14 protein-coding genes and 1 tRNA gene are annotated in these 15,601 nt (G+C 68.8%); 10 read left to right on the top strand and 5 right to left on the bottom strand.

The features are described from left to right. Positions 1 to 223 precede the first annotated feature (223 nt). The 4 genes from VYJ16_RS01980 (at position 224) to hpt (ending at position 2,499) form a co-directional block, all read left to right on the top strand. A complete protein-coding gene (locus VYJ16_RS01980; RefSeq protein WP_336348644.1) occupies positions 224 to 802 on the top strand; it encodes a DUF7344 domain-containing protein in 579 nt (192 codons plus the stop codon). A gap of 78 nt (positions 803 to 880) precedes the next feature. Then, on the top strand, positions 881 to 1,348 hold the full coding sequence (locus VYJ16_RS01975) for a type IV pilin N-terminal domain-containing protein (RefSeq protein ID WP_336348643.1): 468 nt from the start codon (positions 881 to 883) through the stop codon (positions 1,346 to 1,348). A gap of 63 nt (positions 1,349 to 1,411) precedes the next feature. After that, the gene (locus VYJ16_RS01970; protein WP_336348642.1) at positions 1,412 to 1,873 is read left to right on the top strand and encodes a hypothetical protein; all 462 of its coding nucleotides are present in this window, start codon (positions 1,412 to 1,414) and stop codon (positions 1,871 to 1,873) included. Between the two features lie 56 nt (positions 1,874 to 1,929). Then, on the top strand, positions 1,930 to 2,499 hold the full coding sequence (gene hpt / locus VYJ16_RS01965; RefSeq protein WP_336348641.1) for a hypoxanthine/guanine phosphoribosyltransferase: 570 nt from the start codon (positions 1,930 to 1,932) through the stop codon (positions 2,497 to 2,499). 90 nt (positions 2,500 to 2,589) lie between these two features. Here hpt and VYJ16_RS01960 read toward each other — a convergent pair whose 3' ends face one another. After that, complete coding sequence (locus tag VYJ16_RS01960; protein ID WP_336348640.1) at positions 2,590 to 3,609, bottom strand: ABC transporter permease; 1,020 nt, start codon at positions 3,607 to 3,609, stop codon at positions 2,590 to 2,592. Between the two features lie 257 nt (positions 3,610 to 3,866). Here VYJ16_RS01960 and VYJ16_RS01955 point away from each other — a divergent pair, with 257 nt between their 5' ends. The 4 genes from VYJ16_RS01955 to VYJ16_RS01940 all read left to right on the top strand — a co-directional run bounded on the left by VYJ16_RS01955 (position 3,867) and on the right by VYJ16_RS01940 (position 8,818). After that, a complete protein-coding gene (locus VYJ16_RS01955) occupies positions 3,867 to 5,501 on the top strand; it encodes an ABC transporter permease (protein ID WP_336348639.1) in 1,635 nt (544 codons plus the stop codon). Next, entirely contained in the window at positions 5,501 to 6,574 is a 1,074-nt protein-coding gene (locus tag VYJ16_RS01950; RefSeq protein WP_336348638.1) for an ABC transporter ATP-binding protein, read from the top strand. Before VYJ16_RS01955 ends, VYJ16_RS01950 begins: the two co-directional genes overlap by 1 nt. After that, entirely contained in the window at positions 6,567 to 8,090 is a 1,524-nt protein-coding gene (locus VYJ16_RS01945) for an ABC transporter ATP-binding protein (protein WP_336348637.1), read from the top strand. Before VYJ16_RS01950 ends, VYJ16_RS01945 begins: the two co-directional genes overlap by 8 nt. 191 nt (positions 8,091 to 8,281) lie before the next feature. Further along, a complete protein-coding gene (locus VYJ16_RS01940; RefSeq protein ID WP_336348636.1) occupies positions 8,282 to 8,818 on the top strand; it encodes a fasciclin domain-containing protein in 537 nt (178 codons plus the stop codon). A 265-nt stretch (positions 8,819 to 9,083) separates the two neighbouring features. On the opposite strand, the gene VYJ16_RS01935 is transcribed toward VYJ16_RS01940, so the two are convergent. The 3 genes from VYJ16_RS01935 to VYJ16_RS01925 all read right to left on the bottom strand — a co-directional run bounded on the left by VYJ16_RS01935 (position 9,084) and on the right by VYJ16_RS01925 (position 10,541). After that, positions 9,084 to 9,158 (bottom strand) — tRNA-Met (locus VYJ16_RS01935). 61 nt (positions 9,159 to 9,219) lie between these two features. After that, positions 9,220 to 9,753, bottom strand: a complete 534-nt coding sequence (locus tag VYJ16_RS01930; protein WP_336348635.1) for a GtrA family protein — start codon at positions 9,751 to 9,753, stop codon at positions 9,220 to 9,222. Beyond that, on the bottom strand, positions 9,750 to 10,541 hold the full coding sequence (locus VYJ16_RS01925) for a glycosyltransferase (protein ID WP_336348634.1): 792 nt from the start codon (positions 10,539 to 10,541) through the stop codon (positions 9,750 to 9,752). The genes VYJ16_RS01930 and VYJ16_RS01925 overlap by 4 nt, the downstream gene beginning before the upstream one ends. 159 nt (positions 10,542 to 10,700) lie before the next feature. On the opposite strand from VYJ16_RS01925, the gene VYJ16_RS01920 reads away from it, so the two are divergent. After that, positions 10,701 to 13,592 carry a DUF2298 domain-containing protein gene (locus VYJ16_RS01920; RefSeq protein WP_336348633.1) on the top strand — a complete coding sequence of 964 codons (2,892 nt, stop codon included), beginning with the start codon at positions 10,701 to 10,703 and terminating at the stop codon, positions 13,590 to 13,592. A 26-nt stretch (positions 13,593 to 13,618) separates the two neighbouring features. On the opposite strand, the gene VYJ16_RS01915 is transcribed toward VYJ16_RS01920, so the two are convergent. Then, complete coding sequence (locus tag VYJ16_RS01915; protein WP_336348632.1) at positions 13,619 to 13,888, bottom strand: HAH_0734 family protein; 270 nt, start codon at positions 13,886 to 13,888, stop codon at positions 13,619 to 13,621. A 150-nt stretch (positions 13,889 to 14,038) separates the two neighbouring features. Between VYJ16_RS01915 and VYJ16_RS01910 the strand changes: the two genes are divergently transcribed. After that, the gene (locus tag VYJ16_RS01910) at positions 14,039 to 15,505 is read left to right on the top strand and encodes a hypothetical protein (RefSeq protein ID WP_336348631.1); all 1,467 of its coding nucleotides are present in this window, start codon (positions 14,039 to 14,041) and stop codon (positions 15,503 to 15,505) included. The last annotated feature ends 96 nt before the right edge of the window (positions 15,506 to 15,601 follow it).

Raw genomic sequence — 15,601 nt, 5'->3', positions numbered from 1 at the left:
CCGGGTATCGAGGTGTCCGACCGCCGCGGGGGTGTCGCGACGTCACATTGCCGCGGGGGTGTCGCGACGTCACATTGCCGCGGGGGTGTCGCGACGTCACATTGCCGCGGGGTGTCGCGGTGCCGGCGGGGATTGCCACAGAATAGTTATGGTCGTCGGCGCGTGACGTTGGGGCAAGCATGACTGGTGGTCAGGTGGTCCCTGTACCGACGGAGGGCGAATCGTGGGCGTGCTAGCGTCCTCGGCGCGGTCCTCGAAAGACCTCTCCAAGGGCGAGATATTCGACGTACTTCGAAACCAACGCCGGCGGTTCGTGCTCCAGTACCTGAAGCGACGAGACGAACCCGTCGAGCTCGGTGAACTCGCGACGCAGGTCGCCGCGTGGGAGTACGACACGACGTGCGAGGACGTCTCGGCGGAACAACGCAAGCGCGTGTACACGACGCTCCAGCAGACGCACCTGCCGCGACTCTCGGAGGTGAACATCGTGCACTACGACGCCGACGAGGGCGTCATCGAGGCGACCGACCGCGCGAACGACCTCGCGATCTACCTCGAGATCGTGCCCGGGCACGAACTCCCGTGGCGCGAGCTCTACCTCTCGATGGGGGCGGTCGCGTGCGCGCTCTGCGTCGCCATCTGGGCGGAGGTCCCGTACTCGGACGTCCTCGACGGGCTCGGGTGGGCGTTCCTCATCTCGATCGCGTTCACGCTCACGGCCGCGGTGCACGTCTACCACGAGCGGAACATGCGCCTCGCGGACCTGGATTCGCCGCCCGAGATCGACCTCGACGACGCCTGAACGGGCTCGCTCGACGGGCCGGTACGCTCGTCGCTCCGGCCGGACGTTTTAACCAAGTCCACGGCTAACCGTGGGTCGATGACCGACATCCGCGGGTTGCTGACCGACGACGACGCCGTCTCGCCGGTCATCGGCGTCATCCTGATGGTCGCCGTGACCGTCGTCCTCTCCGCGGCCATCGGCGCGTTCGTCCTCGACATCGGGAACGCCGTCACCGAACAGCAACCGAATGCCGTCATCGAGTTCGAGTTCGACATCGCGAGCGGCGGCGGGACCGATGACGCAGTTATTCTCCGGCACAACGGCGGTGACGAGCTGGCGACGAGCACGCTCCGCGTGACCGTCGACGGCGCCATCGCGTGGGAGGACGGGTCGTCGGTGGGCGGTTTCACGACCGGTGCGGGCACCGACTGGAACGACGGGGTCACGAGCGGCGACGAACTCCGTATCGAGGAGGACACCGCGAACATCAAGGAGTCGTCGTCGGTCCAGCTCGTCTGGCAGGAGGGCCAGCGGTCGTCCATCATCGCGAGCACCGACTCCTGACGGGAGTGCGCGTGTCGACTGCCGGAAGCTTCTCGTAGCCACCGCCCGAGATGTCATCAGTACATGGTGACGGGTCGAGCCGGTGGGACGAACGCACTGCACGCGACGTTGATGGCGGCGCTCGTCGTCGCGACTGCGTTCGTCGCCGGCGTCGTCGTCTTCGACCTGGAATCGGCCGTGCTGCCGACGGAGCCGCGGCCGGAGGCGTCGTTCACGTTCGCGCACGACCCGTCGACGGATACGCTCGTCGTCACGCACTACGGCGGCGACAACCTGGACGCGGACCGCGTCCGCCTCGTGAACCAGGGGTTCGAGCCGGTCGGGAACTTCTCGAGCGGCCGGACGGTCTCCGCGGGCGAGTCAGCGACGCTCGACGGCGTCGACGCCGACGACAGCGTCTACGTCCTCTGGGTGACCGACGACGACGAGTTCCTCGTGCTCGCGTCCTGGAACGCGGATGCAGCGACCGCGAGCGCGGCAGGCACGGACGCCGGGAACGGGCCCGCGACGACGGTCGAGGATTGACGCCGATATCGGCGCGTCGACCGCCAGCTTTTTGCTTCGCATGGAGTAGTTCCGGCATGGACCGACTGCAGGAGTCCCTGCTCGAGTGCCCGATCATCGAGAAAGACGGCTATCACTACTTCGTCCACCCGATCTCGGACGGCGTCCCCCAGCTCGACCCGGGGCTGCTGCGCGAGATCGTCATCCGCATCATCCGGAAGGCGGAACTCGACGACGTCGACAAGATCGTCACACCGGCCGCGATGGGTATCCACATCTCCACGGCCGTGTCGCTCATGACGGACATCCCGCTGACCGTCATCCGGAAGCGCGAGTACGGGCTCGACGGCGAGACCGCGCTCCACCAGACGACGGGATACTCGGAGAACGAGATGTACATCAACGACGTCCGCGAGGGCGACCGCGTGCTCGTCCTCGACGACGTCCTCTCCACGGGCGGGACGCTCGCGGCCGTACTGGGCGCGCTCGACGACATCGGCGCGGACGTCGTCGACACCGTCGCCGTCATCAAGAAGGTCGGCGGCGACAACGAGGTCGCGGACGCGGGCTACGACGTGAAGACGCTCGTGAACGTCGACGTCGTCGACGGCGAGGTCGTCATCGTCGACGCCGACGGCGACGACTGACCGGACTCCGGTAGCATCCGACGGCCGCCAGGCCGTCGGTTCGGTGTATCGTCTTGATTGGAAGGGAGAAGAGCGATGTCCGCGGTCGACCTACTCCGCGTCGCTCCCGACTCTGGGGTCGAGGACGGTGTACGCCATGTCCTGGAGGAAGTTCCCGAACACGCCGACGAGCGCGATGACCATCGTCATCCCGAGGATGAGCGGGAGGTCGCGGGCGGTGATGGCGTTCATGCTCACCTGCGCGAACCCGGGGATGGCGAACGCGAACTCGATGACGAAGATGTTCAGGACGAGGACGCTGAGCATGTCCGTGAAGAACAGCGCGACGAGCGGGATGGCGGCGTTCCGGAGGATGTGGACCGCGATCCGGATCGGGCCCGCGCCTTTCGCTTTCGCGATCTTCACGAAGTCCGCGTCGACGTACTCGAGGCTCTCGGCGCGCGCGTACCGGAGCTGGCCGGCGAGAAGCACGGTCGTGAGCGTGACGACGGGCAGCGAGTAGTACTTCACGAGGTCGCCTTTCAGGAGTGGCACGTCCGGGAGTAACGGAAGCGAGAGGGTGCCGCCCCAGATGTCGAAGCCGGGGGCGATGTAGAGGTACGGGACCCAGTTCATCTGCGTGATGGCGACCACGAACAGTATCTGGGCGAGCCAGAAGTTCGGCGTGCCGAGACTGAAGTACGCGGTCGCGGTCGCGAACTTGTCGCTCAGCGAGTGCTGGTTCAGCGCCGAGTAGAGGCCGACGGTGACGCCGATGACGAGCGACAGGAGCATCGACGGGACGAGATAGAGGAGCGTGAACGGGAGGCTGCTGCCGAGCACGCCGAGCACGGACTGACCGGTGCTGTAGGAGAGCCCCCAGTCGAGCGTCGCGACGTTCATCATCCACTTCGCGTACCGCTGGAGGAACGGGTCGTTCAGGTTCCTGGCTTCGCGGTACGCCTGCACGGCTTCCTTCGGGTCGCCGCCGGTGTTCGACGCCTCGTACGCGACGGCGCCGACGTTCGGGTCCTCGGTGAGGGTGACGAACGCGAACGCGACGGTGACGATGAGGAACATCGACAGGACGGCGAACGCCCCGCGTCGCGCCACCTTCAGCTGGAAGCTCACGGTTCGGCCTCCCCGACGAGGGTCTGGTGTCGGGATCGCCGGCGACGGCAGCGAGTGTCGGTCATCGAACCACACTCTCCGAGGCTCGGTATTAAAACCGGGTGTGTATCACGGCGGAATCCCGGAGAACCGCACGACGTGACCGGTATCGATACTAAAGCCGGCGTTTGACACTATGTCATCTTTTTAGATGTGGGGGTGAATCGTTGGGTCGATGCTGCAACGTTCGGCCACGCCCTGCGATGAGGTGAGCGTCGATGGCGACCGGTGACCGTCGGGAACTCGCGGCGTTCGAGCGCGTGGACTGGGAGCGCGTCGAGGAACCCGACGACGTCAGCGTTCGCCGGGGTGCGTTCGCGACGGTCCTCGCTGCGATCCTCGGCGTGTTCGCGTACGCGAACGTCGCCGAGTCGGGGGCGCGCGTGCCGACCGTGGACGTCCTCGCTGGCACGGTCCGATGGGTCGAGCCGTCGTCGCTCGACTTCGCGTACCTCGTCCTCGCGGTCTGCTTCCTGTTCGCGTTCGCACTCCCCGTCGTGGAGAACTGGCGTCGCGTCGCCGTCCGCACGAAGGTCTTCGCGGCGCTGTCGACGGTGCTCGCGGTCGCGTTCGCGTACGACTACTACTATCTCGCGCCGGACCCGACGTTCGATAGCGTCGAGATACCCTACTACGGGTACCTCTACTGGGACGTCTACGGGGTCGAGTGGGTGTTCGTGTTCTCGCTGCTCGTGTTCGCGTGCTTCGTGCTCGGCCGCCTGTTCGACGACCTCGACCGGACGCGACTGTACCTTCGACGACTGAAGGACCACCCGACGGGCGCGGTCGCACTCGCGTACGTCACGTTCTTCGTGCTCGGGGGTGCGTTCGGGAATGCAGTCGTCGGGATGCCGACGACGTTCAAGGAGGTCGACGGCAGCTACGAGACGTTCTCCCATCAGCCACCCGCGCCCGTCTCGACGCCGTTCGGGACGACGGACCTGTTCACGCTCCTGCTCGCGGCCGCCATCGCGTTCGGCGTCGTGCTCGCGCTCTACAATCGCGTCGAGCGCGTCCGCGAGCCACTCGCGCTCGCCGCGACCGTCGTCGGCGTCGGCCTGGTGACGCTGTTCGCGGTCCGGTTCACGATGTACGAGTTCCTCGAGTTCGGCCCCGCGATCGGCGTTTCCTCGCCGTCGAACTGCGCCGGACAGGTGGTGGACTCCGGGTGTCTCGGCACGTGGGAGCACCCGCTCGGGACGAACTACGTCGGGAAGAGCGTGCTCGCGGTCCTGTTCGTCGGGTTCCGCGTGAGCCTGGAGGTCGCGCTCCTCACGTCGATGATCATGCTCCCGATCGCGACGCTCGTCGGGACGTTCGCCGGCTACACCGGCGGACTCGTCGACGACACCATCACGGGCTACATCGACATCCAGCAGACCATCCCCGCGTTCGTCGCGTACATCGTCCTGAGTTACGTGTTCGGCCGGAGCCTCTTCCTGCTCATCCTCGTGTTCGGCCTGCTCTCCTGGGGCGGTGCAGCCCGCCTCGTTCGCTCGGAGGTCGTCCAGCGTCGCGAAGCCGAGTTCGTCACCGCCGCGCGCTCCGCGGGCGCGGACGACCGCCGCATCATGCGCAAGCACATCCTCCCGAACGTCTCGAACACCGTCCTCACGTCGGTGACGCGCCGCATCCCGATGCTCATCCTCGCCGAAGCCGCCATCGCGTACCTGAGTCTGAACGACATCATGGTCATCTCGCTCGGCGAGAGCATCGCGAACGGCCTGAACAACTTCCCGAACGCGTGGTGGGTGTCGAGCGAACTGACGCTCGCACTCGCACTCGTCGTGCTCGCGTTCAGTCTGCTCGGCGACGCCCTCCGCGACGTCCTCGACCCTCGAGGTGATGCCTGATGCAAGATGATCCACTCCTGTCCGTCCGAGACCTGAGCGTTCGATTCCACACCGAAGCCGGGACCGTGCACGCCGCGAGCGACGTGTCGTTCGACGTCGACCGCGGCGAGACGGTCTGCATCGTCGGCGAGTCCGGCAGCGGGAAGACCGTGACGAGCGAAGCCATCACGCGCCTCGTCCCGCAGCCCCCGGGCGAGATAGACGCCGAGAGCGTCGACTTCGAAGGCGAGGACCTCCTGACGCTCCCCGAGAAGCGACTCCGGACGCTCCGGGGCGGCAGCATCGGGCACGTCTTCCAGAACCCACAGAGCACGCTCAATCCCGTCTACACGGTCGGCCGACAGGTCGTGGAAGCCGTGCGACTGCATCGCGACGTCTCGAAGGCCGAGGCGCGCGAGATAGCGGTCGACCTGCTCGACCGCGTCGGCATCCCGAAGGCCGGCGAGCGGTTCGACGACTACCCCCACGAGTTCTCGGGCGGGCAGACCCAGCGCGTCGTCATCGCGATCGCCATCGCGGGCGAACCCGACCTCCTCATCGCGGACGAGCCGACGACCGCGCTCGACGTCACCATCCAGGCCCAGATTCTCAGGCTCCTCCGCGACATCCAGGACGAGTTCGGGATGGGCATCCTCCTCATCACGCACGACCTCGGCGTCGTCGCGGAGGTCGCCGACCGCGTCGTCGTGATGTACGCCGGGAAGGTCATGGAGCAAGGGAGCGTCTTCGACGTCTTCGAGAACCCGTCGCATCCGTACACGAAGGCGCTCCTCGAGTGTCTGCCCGGTCGTCGGAACGCCGCGGAGGGCATCGGCGGGACGCTCCCGGACCCGACCGACCCACCGGATGGCTGTCGGTTCGCGCCACGATGCCCGCACGCGGTCGACGCCTGCCGCGAGGGCGACCAGCCACCGGCGGTGAACGTCGACGGCGCCGACGACCACGTCGCGTCCTGCGTGTACTACCAGGCCGGGTACGACGCGACCGTCGTACAGAACGCCGGGGTCGCGGTCGCGACCGACGACGCCGACGACGACACGGCGCGGACCGACGGAGGTGAGCGAGATGACTGACGAACCCGCTCGCGACGACCGCGACGACCGCGACGACGAGCCCGCGACCGACGATGAGTATGCGACGGCCGATGGCGTCGCTCGCCGCCCCGCCGACCGTGGCGCCGACGGCGAACCGCTCGTCACCGTCGACGGCCTCAAGAAGCACTACCCAATCACGAAGGGCCTGCTGCGTCGCCAGGTGGGGACGGTGAAGGCCGTCGACGGCGTCGACTTCACCCTGCACCGCGGGGAGACGCTCGGGCTCGTCGGCGAGTCCGGCTGCGGGAAGTCCACGGCGGCGACGTCGCTCCTGCGACTGGAGGACCCGACCGCCGGCGAGATACGGTACCACGGGAAGCTCCCGGCGGACGACGACTCGCGGTCGCTGCTGGACCGCGTCCGCGACGGCTTCCGCGGGGACGACGAGGCCGACCGCGACCCGCGAGACGTCGCGGGGTTCTCCGACGCGCAACTGAAGCGCTTCCGCCGGCAGGCACAGATGGTGTTCCAGGACCCGACGAGCAGCTTCGACCCGCGGATGACCGTCGGCGAGAGCGTCGCCGAACCCCTCGAGATACACGGCCTCACCGACCCCGAGCGACAGGACGAGATCGTCTCCGACCTCCTGGAGCGCGTCGGTCTGGAGGCCGCGGACGCCGACCGCTACCCCCACGAGTTCTCGGGCGGCCAGAAGCAACGCATCGCGCTCGCTCGCGCGCTCGTCGTCAATCCGGAGCTCGTCGTCGCCGACGAGCCCGTGAGCGCGCTCGACGTCTCCATCCAGGCGGAGATCCTCAGCCTCATCAACGACCTCCAAGAGCGCTTCGGGCTGTCGATGCTGTTCATCAGTCACGACCTCGGCGTCGTCAAGGAGGTCTGCGACCGCGTCGCCGTGATGTACCTCGGAGAGATAGTCGAGGTCGCACCGACCGAGGAGCTGTTCGCGGACCCGCAGCATCCGTACACGCAAGCACTGCTGTCCTCGATTCCGAACCCGGACCCGCGCCAGCGCGGCCTCGGCGTGGAACTCACGGGCGACGTCCCGAGCCCGGAGAACCCCCCGAGCGGGTGCCGGTTCCACACGCGCTGCCCGAAGGTCATCCAGCCCGACGCGTACGACTTCGACCAGTCAGCGTGGCGGCGCGTCCTCGACCTCCGGCACGACGTCGAGGGCGGGGAGTTCGACGGCGACGCCGCGATGGACCTCGCCCGCACGCACGCCGACGTCGAGGACGCGAGCGACCTCCGGTCGGACGCCGTCGACGACGCCGTCCGCGCGGAGTACGACCTCCCGGACGCGCTCGGCGACGACGACGCCGAGCGCGTGCTCGCCGACGCTATCGACGCCCTCGCGAACGGGAACGCGGACGCTGCCGCGTCCGTACTCGGGGACGCGTTCACGACGCCGTGCGAGCAGGACGCGCCGAAAACGCGCGCCGTCGACGACGACCACGACGTCGCCTGCCACCTCCTCGACGACCACGCCGTCGCCGACGACCGCGCCACCATCGCGAACGAAGCGTCCGGCGACTGACCACCCCGCCAACCACCGCGACACCATCGTATCAGTAATTATGGCATAGTTACCGCTTCGCAACGATTGCCCTCAAGTGGCAAAAACGCACTGAGAAGGCCTCTAAGCGATACTTTGGCAACAAAGCAACCCAACCAGTTCGGGCTAGTGTCTAATCTCTTATCGGTGGTCCATACGGACGAGGTATCACAATGACACCCATCGACCGCCGAACGGTCCTCAAGACGCTCACAACCGGAACCCTCCTCGCCACCGGCGCCGGCACCGTCGCCGCCCGCCCCGGCAAGGGCAACCGCCAGGGCGCAAGCGCCGAGCAGACCATCACCGAGATCGCCGCGGGCGACCCCGCCACGTTCAGCACGCTCGTCGCGGCACTCCAGGAGACGGGTCTCGGCACCGCCCTCGACAGCGACGACGGCCAGTACACCGTGTTCGCGCCGACCAACGCAGCGTTCGAGGCCCTCCTCGACGCACTCGGCGCCACCCCCGCCCAACTCCTCGCGAGAGACGACCTCGCGACCATCCTCAAGTACCACGTCACCAAAGGCCGCCGGTACGCACCCTCCATCGTCAACCCAGCCCCCGTCAAGATGCTCGCCGGCGGCAACGTCACCACCGACGGCACCACCCTCAACGGCGGCGGCCTCGGCGGCGCAGAGATCGTCGCCACCGACATCGAAGCCAAGAACGGCGTCGTCCACGTCATCGACGGCGTCCTCCTCCCCTGAGACCGACCGATTAGAACCACCGACCACCCACCCCGCTCGCCAACAACACCACCGGAGCAACCGCTCCGAACGACTAGACATTCGGAGTTCGAAGAAACGATCGAGAACGAAAGTCGCGCGAATGCGGGAGGTAGATTCGAACCACGGTCGCACGGTCGCTCGCTTCGTTCGCGCCTCGTGCTCCCTGGTTCGAACCTCCCCGCTGCTATGTTCGACACTCACGACACTCGTCGCTACGCTCCTCGTGTTGTTCGCGTCAGAAGCATAGCGGGAGGTAGATTTGAACTACCGATCTGCGGGTTATGAGCCCGCCGGAATCTCCTGGCTATCCCATCCCGCTACCATCACGTACCGCGCTCCGCTAGTTAAGGGTTGTGATTGCAACGCCGTATGGCAATTAGTCACTCGTGGACGCGCCAGGTGAAGAGGCTCTCGGCGACGTAGTTCACGAGCAGGCCGGCGGCGATGCCGGCGCCGTTCGCGAACACGAGCCAGAGGTCGAACCCGAGGACGGGGATGGAGACGTCGACGTAGGTGTCGAGGCCGGTGACGACGCCGGTTGCGACGAGGACGCCGCCGACGCGGACGAGGTTCGATTTCAGGAGGCGGCGCGGCCACCGGTCTGGGTCGCCCTCGTCGGCGAACGTCCAGCGTTCGTTCACTGCGAACATCAGGAGGATCGCTGCTTCGGCGGACGTGAGCTTCGCGAGCCACGTCGCGACCCCGAACGGGCCGGTGAGGACGAGCAGGAGCGTCGTGTCGAGTACCGCGCCGACCGCACCGACGGACGCGAACTCCGCGAAGCGGACGCCGGAGACGAGCGCGCGGAACCGACCGAGGACGCCCGCGTTCGACGTGGAACGTGTCGCGGCGCCGGTCGTTCCACCGTCGCTCGCGGACGCATCGGTCGTCCGAGTGTCCTCGTCGCCCGTCACGGTTCCTCGACGTCGCCGTGGGGTCGGTCGACGAGCGCGCTCCGGCCGGACCGGCGGTCGGCTATCGCTGCGTGCACGCTACTGCCGCCGAGTTCCTTCATGCGGTGTCGGCTCCGCAGCAGGCAGCGGCCGAGTTCGTACGCGGTCGACACCGGCGACACCGTCGACTCGGGTTGGTCCTCCCACGTCACTGGAATCTCGCGGATGGGCAGCGAGTGTGCGGCGGCGACCGCGAGCAGTTCGACGTCCCACGCGAACCCCGGTTCGTAGAGGTGCGGGCGCACCGTCCGCCAGCCGTCGACCGTGATGGCTTTCGCGCCGCACTGGAAGTCGTAGAGGTCGATGCCGAGGAGCGAGCGGGCGAGGAACGCGAACCCGTCGCCGAGGTATCGGCGCGCGAACGTCTGGTGGCTTCGAACGTCGGCGTCCGGGTGGCGACGCGACCCGACGGCGAGCGTGACGTCGTCGTTGCTGACGGCGTCGACGACGTCCGCGATGGAGTGCGCCGGCGTCGCTCCGTCCGCGTCGGCGAACGCGAGCACGTCCACGTGGTCGACGAGCGCCTCGAACCCGGCCGTGATGGCGGCGCCCTTCCCGCGGCGTGCGTCCACCGCGTTGACGGTCGCGTCCACGTCCTCGAGACCGGCGAGCGTCGCGTCGTCGGGCGCGTCCAGCTCGATACGGACGACGTCCGGGTCGAGCGCGTCGTGGAGGGCGTCGACGTACGCGGCGAGCGTGTCGACCGCGGGGTCGTACGCTGGCAGGACGACGCCGAGGGACTGCGACATCTACCCTACGTCGGTCCCCGCGTGGTGTAAAATCGTTCGCTTCGCGACAGAGTTCGGTCGACGACCGATGGCCGAAGTTCGAACCGGCGAACGCTCGGCGCGTGGTCGGTATCGCGAGCAGAAAGGGTTTAGCCACCGCGCTCGCCTACGTGGTGATAGATGGAGTACACGCTGGTCCTCGTCTGGCTGGCGGTCCTCGCCGCCCTGGCCGCCGCCGCCACGCCGTTCGCGACGCTGCTCCTCTCGCCGCTCCCGGACCGCGGGAGCGGGCTCGGGCTCCCGGTCGCGATCGCCGTCCTCGGCGTCGCGAGCTACTGGGTCGGCCAGGTCGCGTTCGGGTGGCCCGGTATCGTCGTCGCCCTCCTCGTCGTCCTCGCCGGCTCCGCGTACGCGCTCTCCCGCGGACACGTCCCCGAGCGCGGCCCGGCCGTGGAGGCGTTCGTCGTGTTCGTCGTCGGGTTCGCGCTCGTCGTCGCCGTCCGCGCGGCGGACGCGGCCGCGGACCCGTACGCGGGCGAGAAGATGCTGGACTTCGGGTTGCTCGCGACGCTCTACCGGGCGCCGGCGCTCCCGCCGGAGGACATGTGGTTCGCGGGCGACCGCCTCCAGTACTACTACGGCGGGCACATGATCGCCGCACAGCTCGGGCGACTCACGGGAACTGCGCCCGCGTACGCGTACAACCTCGCGCTGGCGGCGTACTACGGGCTCACGGTCGCCGCGGCGTACGGGCTCGGGCGGTCGGTCGCTTTGGCGCGCGGTATCTCACCGCGGCGCGCGGGCGTCCTCGGCGCGTTCCTCGTCGGCGTCGCGAGCAACCTGTCGACGCCCGCACGCGGCCTCATCCTCCTCGTTCAGCACCTCCAGCAACCCATCACGTTCAGCGGTCCCGTGGACGTCCTCCTGGCGCCGCTACGCGTGCTCTTCCTCGTCGTCCCGAACGACACCGTGCAGGTGGTCACGCCCGAGAGCGGCGGCCGGTTCGTCGAGATCTTCGGCTACCAGTTCTCGGGCCTGGCGGTGTCCGCTGACGCGTTCGGGTACTGGGCGGCGAGCCGCGTCATCCCGTGGACGATAAACGAGTTCCCGTTGTTCGCGTACCTGAACGGCGACCTGCACGCGCACATGATGAGTCCGCCGCTCCTGCTCGTCGCGGCGGCGTTCGCGTTCGCGTACTGGCAGGCGCCCGCCGACGCGGTCTGGCGGAAGCGCGCGTACCTGTTCGCGGCCGCCCCCGCACTCGGCGGGTTGCTCGCGGTCGTGAACACGTGGAGTTTCCCGTCGGTCGCGGGCATCGTCGCGCTCACCACGGCGTTCGCGGCGACCCATCCCGCGTCCGTGCTTCCGGCACCAGTTGCGGACCGCGTGCGAGCGGTCGCGGACGCGTCCCGCGTCCACGAGGAGGTGTCTCGTCTCGTGGTCGCCGTGGTGCTCGCGGGCGTCGTCGGCGCGCTCTCGGTCGCGTTCGCGCTCCCGTTCTTCTCGGGGGCGACGAGCGGCCAGTACCCCGCGCTCCTCCCGGACCGGTCGTCGCTCGTCGGCCTCGTGCTCGTGCACGGCGCGTTCCTCCTCGTGACGGTCGCGTACTTCCTCGACCGGTCCCGGGTCGACCGCGACGCCCTCGAGACGGGACTGCTCGTCGCGATCTTGGCGACGCTCGCGGTCGCGAACCTCGTCGTCGGCTGGGTGGGCGCGAACCTCGTCGTCGTCGCCATCGCGGGCGTCCTCGGCGCGTTCGCGCTCGAGACGTCGTTCCGCGACCGCGCGTTCGTCGCGCTCGGCGTGCTCGCGCTCGCCGCGTTCGCGGCGTACCACGGGTCGATGGTCGCGTTCGTCGCCGCCGGCGGCGCGGCGCTGTTCGCGCTCGCAGCGGCCCTGCTCGACGACGACCGCCCCGAACGACGCGCCGCCGTCGGTCTTGCCGTCGCGGTCGCGACCCTCGCCGGCGTCGCGTGGGTGCTCGACGCGACCGTGCTCGTCGCCGTCGTCCCCGTCCTCCTCGTCGGGATGGTGCTCCTCCGGCTCCGTCGGGACGTCGGGTTCGAGGTCGTGCTCGTGCTCGGCGCGACCGGACTCGTGACGCTCGTCGAGTTCGTGTACGTCGCCGAACGCGCCGGCCCCGGTCGCCTGAACACCGTGTTCAAGCTCTACTGGCAGGTGTGGGTGATGTGGGGCGTCGCCGGTGGCGTGATGCTCGCGGACGTCGCGTCGCGAGCGTGGCCGCGCTGGCTCGTCAGCCCGACGCTCGCGCGAGCGCCGACGGCGAGCGCGCGCTCGGCGAGCGCGGACGGTGGCATCGACGCCGACGGTGACCCGGAGACGGACGGCGGCCGTGCCGGCGGTGGCGTCGACTGGGGGCGCGTGCTGCGCGTCGGGTCGACGGTCGGCGCGGTCGTCCTGCTCGTCTCGCTGTCGCTGTACGGCGGGTTCGCGCTCGTCGGGCACTTCGAGGCGAACCCGAGCCAGCACTGGGTGTGTTCGCGCAGCGGCGAGACCGGGCAAGGAGAGTGGACGCTCGACGCGAAGGACTGGAGCGAGGAGTGCTATCCGAACCAGGCGGCCGCTATCGAGTGGCTGAACGACCGCGAGGGTCGGCCGGTCGTGGTGGAGGCGCCGACGACCGGACGGTACCTCTACGGGTCGAACGATCCCGCGTCGGGGCTCGTCAGCGGCGTCTCCAGCCATACCGGACTCCCGACCATCGCGGGGTGGGCGCACGCTGCAAACTACCACACGCAAGCGGAGTGGGACGCGCGCGTCGCCGCCGTCGAGACGCTCTACGAGACCGGCGACGCGAGCGAGCGCGCGACCGTCCTCCGCGAGTACGACGTCGCGTACGTCTACGTCGGGCCGAACGAGCGCTCGCGGTACGACGTCGCGGACCTCGCCGCCGACCCCGGCATCGAGCGCGTGCAGCGCTGGGGCGACGTCGTCGTGTACGCCGTCGACCGGGGCGCGCTCGTCGACGACGAGACGGCGTCCGACGCGGACGCGTCCACGAACGCGTCCGTCGCGGTTACTCGACCCGTGGTCGCGTCGCTACTCGGGTAGTACGGCGAGACGGGGAGGAGTCGACGTCAGACGTTGAGTTTGTTCTTCTCGGAGAGCACTTCGACCGCTTCGGCCTCGACGCGGTCGACCTCCAGGTGGTGCGGGATGTAGTCGCGTGTCTGGAACGTCTCGAGCTCGTCCTCGGTGCCGACGGTACACCAGAGCTGGACGCGCTCGGGGCCGTGCCAGTCGCCCTGTCGGTTCACGTTGAAGACGTGTATCGACTCCTCGTCGTCGTAGGCGATGGTCGCGTCCTTCCGAACGCCGGGGTCCCCGTCGATGATGAGTCGCTTCATGGCTCGCGCTTCGGATACGCGGCCATTAAGCGTGTCGAACCGCTGCGGGGCACGCCCGCTACGCATCGACGGACCAGACTAAGCTTCCAAAATTATAGGCGTGAAATTAATGGTGGTTCGGGTGTGATAGGAACGTAGAGAGGGGCGTCAATGGCAACCACAGGCAGTCTCAGTAACACGACGACGACGCAGACGGACGGGGTCCGCGTCGACAAGGGTATCGAGCCGGGCGACAACCACATGCGAGTGCACTATCGCATCACGAGCACGCGCGACGACGACGCCGCCATCCGCGTCGAGGAGTCGCTCGCCGCGTCGTTCCCGCTGGACGCGCTCGACCTCGACGCCGGCGGAGGCGGCGACTGGTTGCTCGACGGCGACCGCGCTCGCGTCGCGCTCGTCGATATCGTCGCCGCGGGCGAGGAGGTGACGACCGGGTACGTCGTGCGCTGCGACGACCCGAAGACGGTCGAGTCCGTCATCGACGCGCCCGAGATAGACATGGTCGACCCCGTCGGCCGCGACGAACCGACCGACGAGCCGACCGACGGGGCAAGCGCGGGAGCGTCCCAGGCAGCGGTCGCGAGCGCGGTCGACGCCACCGCGGTCGCGGACGCCATCGACCCGGGCGCTGTCGCGGCCGCACTCGACCCAGAGGCTGTCGTCGAGGCGATGGACGAACGAGCGATCGCGGCCGCGCTCGACCCGGACGCGGTCGTCGCGGCGATGGACGAACGAACGATCGCGGACGCGCTCCCGGACGGCGCGCTCGTGGACGCCCTCGTCGCGGACGTCGAAGCCGACGCCCTCTCCGACGACCAGACGGCGGCGCTCCAGGAGGCGTTCGGGCCCGCGTTCGCCCGGAGCGACGACCTCCGGCTCGCCCAGCTCCGCGCGCGACTCGAGGACTTCGCGGCGTACGCCGACGGCCTCGAAGCCATCATCGACGAACACGGGACGGCGACCGAACTCGTCGACGGCCTCCGTCGAGACGTCGACGCCGCCAGCGACGACGTGGACGCGCTCGAAGCCACGCTCGACGACGCCAGCGGCGGCCACGCCGACGTCGGCGCGCGCCTCGAATCGGTCGAGGACCGCATGGGCACGCTCGCCGGCCGCCTCGACACCGTCGTCGAACGCCTCGACACCGTCGACACGCACCTGTCGCGAGCGGACGAACGCACCGAACGGCTCGACGCGCGCATCGCGAGCGTCGACGGCCGCGTCGACACCGTCGACGACGACCTCGCGACCGTCAGGACGACCGTCGAGACGCTCGAACGCACGTGCGAGGAGTCGATGACGGAGGTCGCCGCGTTCGCCAGCGACCTGTCCGACGACATCGACAAGATCGACCGGTGGCGCGAACAGGTCGGCGAAGCGTTCGTCGGAACCGGCTCGGAGGCGCGCACCCCCGATAGCATCTTCCGGGCCGACGACGCCGAGAGCGATACCCCCAACGGCGCCAACGCGACCGACGCCAACGACACCACCGACGTCGGCGCCGACGCCACTGACCCCGATACCGACGACTCGAACGCCGTAACGGACGCCAGCCAGGACGCCACCGCCGAAGCAGACGGTGGGCGCACCATCGACATCGACGACGGGAACTGACCGTCAGCGACCGCGACGCCGACACACCCCGCCGAGAACGCGTCATCCAGCGGATTCCACGCAGACCCGCGTTCGCCGTGAACCGTACCGGTTTTA

It is taken from the genome of Halorubellus litoreus (assembly GCF_037081675.1).
In the GTDB taxonomy this organism is placed as follows: Archaea; Halobacteriota; Halobacteria; order Halobacteriales; family Natrialbaceae; genus Halorubellus; species Halorubellus litoreus.
Note: the sequence above shows the minus strand (reverse complement) of the source record. Positions and strands in the feature narration are given on the sequence as shown.

Bases quoted from the DNA above. Each gene is read 5' to 3' on its own strand.
- VYJ16_RS01975 (WP_336348643.1), top strand. From the start codon at position 881: ATGACCGACATCCGCGGGTTGCTGACCGACGACGACGCCGTCTCGCCG.
- VYJ16_RS01970 (WP_336348642.1), top strand. From the start codon at position 1,412: ATGGTGACGGGTCGAGCCGGTGGGACGAACGCACTGCACGCGACGTTG.
- hpt (WP_336348641.1), top strand. From the start codon at position 1,930: ATGGACCGACTGCAGGAGTCCCTGCTCGAGTGCCCGATCATCGAGAAA.
- VYJ16_RS01955 (WP_336348639.1), top strand. From the start codon at position 3,867: ATGGCGACCGGTGACCGTCGGGAACTCGCGGCGTTCGAGCGCGTGGAC.
- VYJ16_RS01950 (WP_336348638.1), top strand. From the start codon at position 5,501: ATGCAAGATGATCCACTCCTGTCCGTCCGAGACCTGAGCGTTCGATTC.
- VYJ16_RS01945 (WP_336348637.1), top strand. From the start codon at position 6,567: ATGACTGACGAACCCGCTCGCGACGACCGCGACGACCGCGACGACGAG.
- VYJ16_RS01940 (WP_336348636.1), top strand. From the start codon at position 8,282: ATGACACCCATCGACCGCCGAACGGTCCTCAAGACGCTCACAACCGGA.
- VYJ16_RS01925 (WP_336348634.1), bottom strand. From the start codon at position 10,541: ATGTCGCAGTCCCTCGGCGTCGTCCTGCCAGCGTACGACCCCGCGGTC.
- VYJ16_RS01920 (WP_336348633.1), top strand. From the start codon at position 10,701: ATGGAGTACACGCTGGTCCTCGTCTGGCTGGCGGTCCTCGCCGCCCTG.
- VYJ16_RS01915 (WP_336348632.1), bottom strand. From the start codon at position 13,888: ATGAAGCGACTCATCATCGACGGGGACCCCGGCGTTCGGAAGGACGCG.
- VYJ16_RS01910 (WP_336348631.1), top strand. From the start codon at position 14,039: ATGGCAACCACAGGCAGTCTCAGTAACACGACGACGACGCAGACGGAC.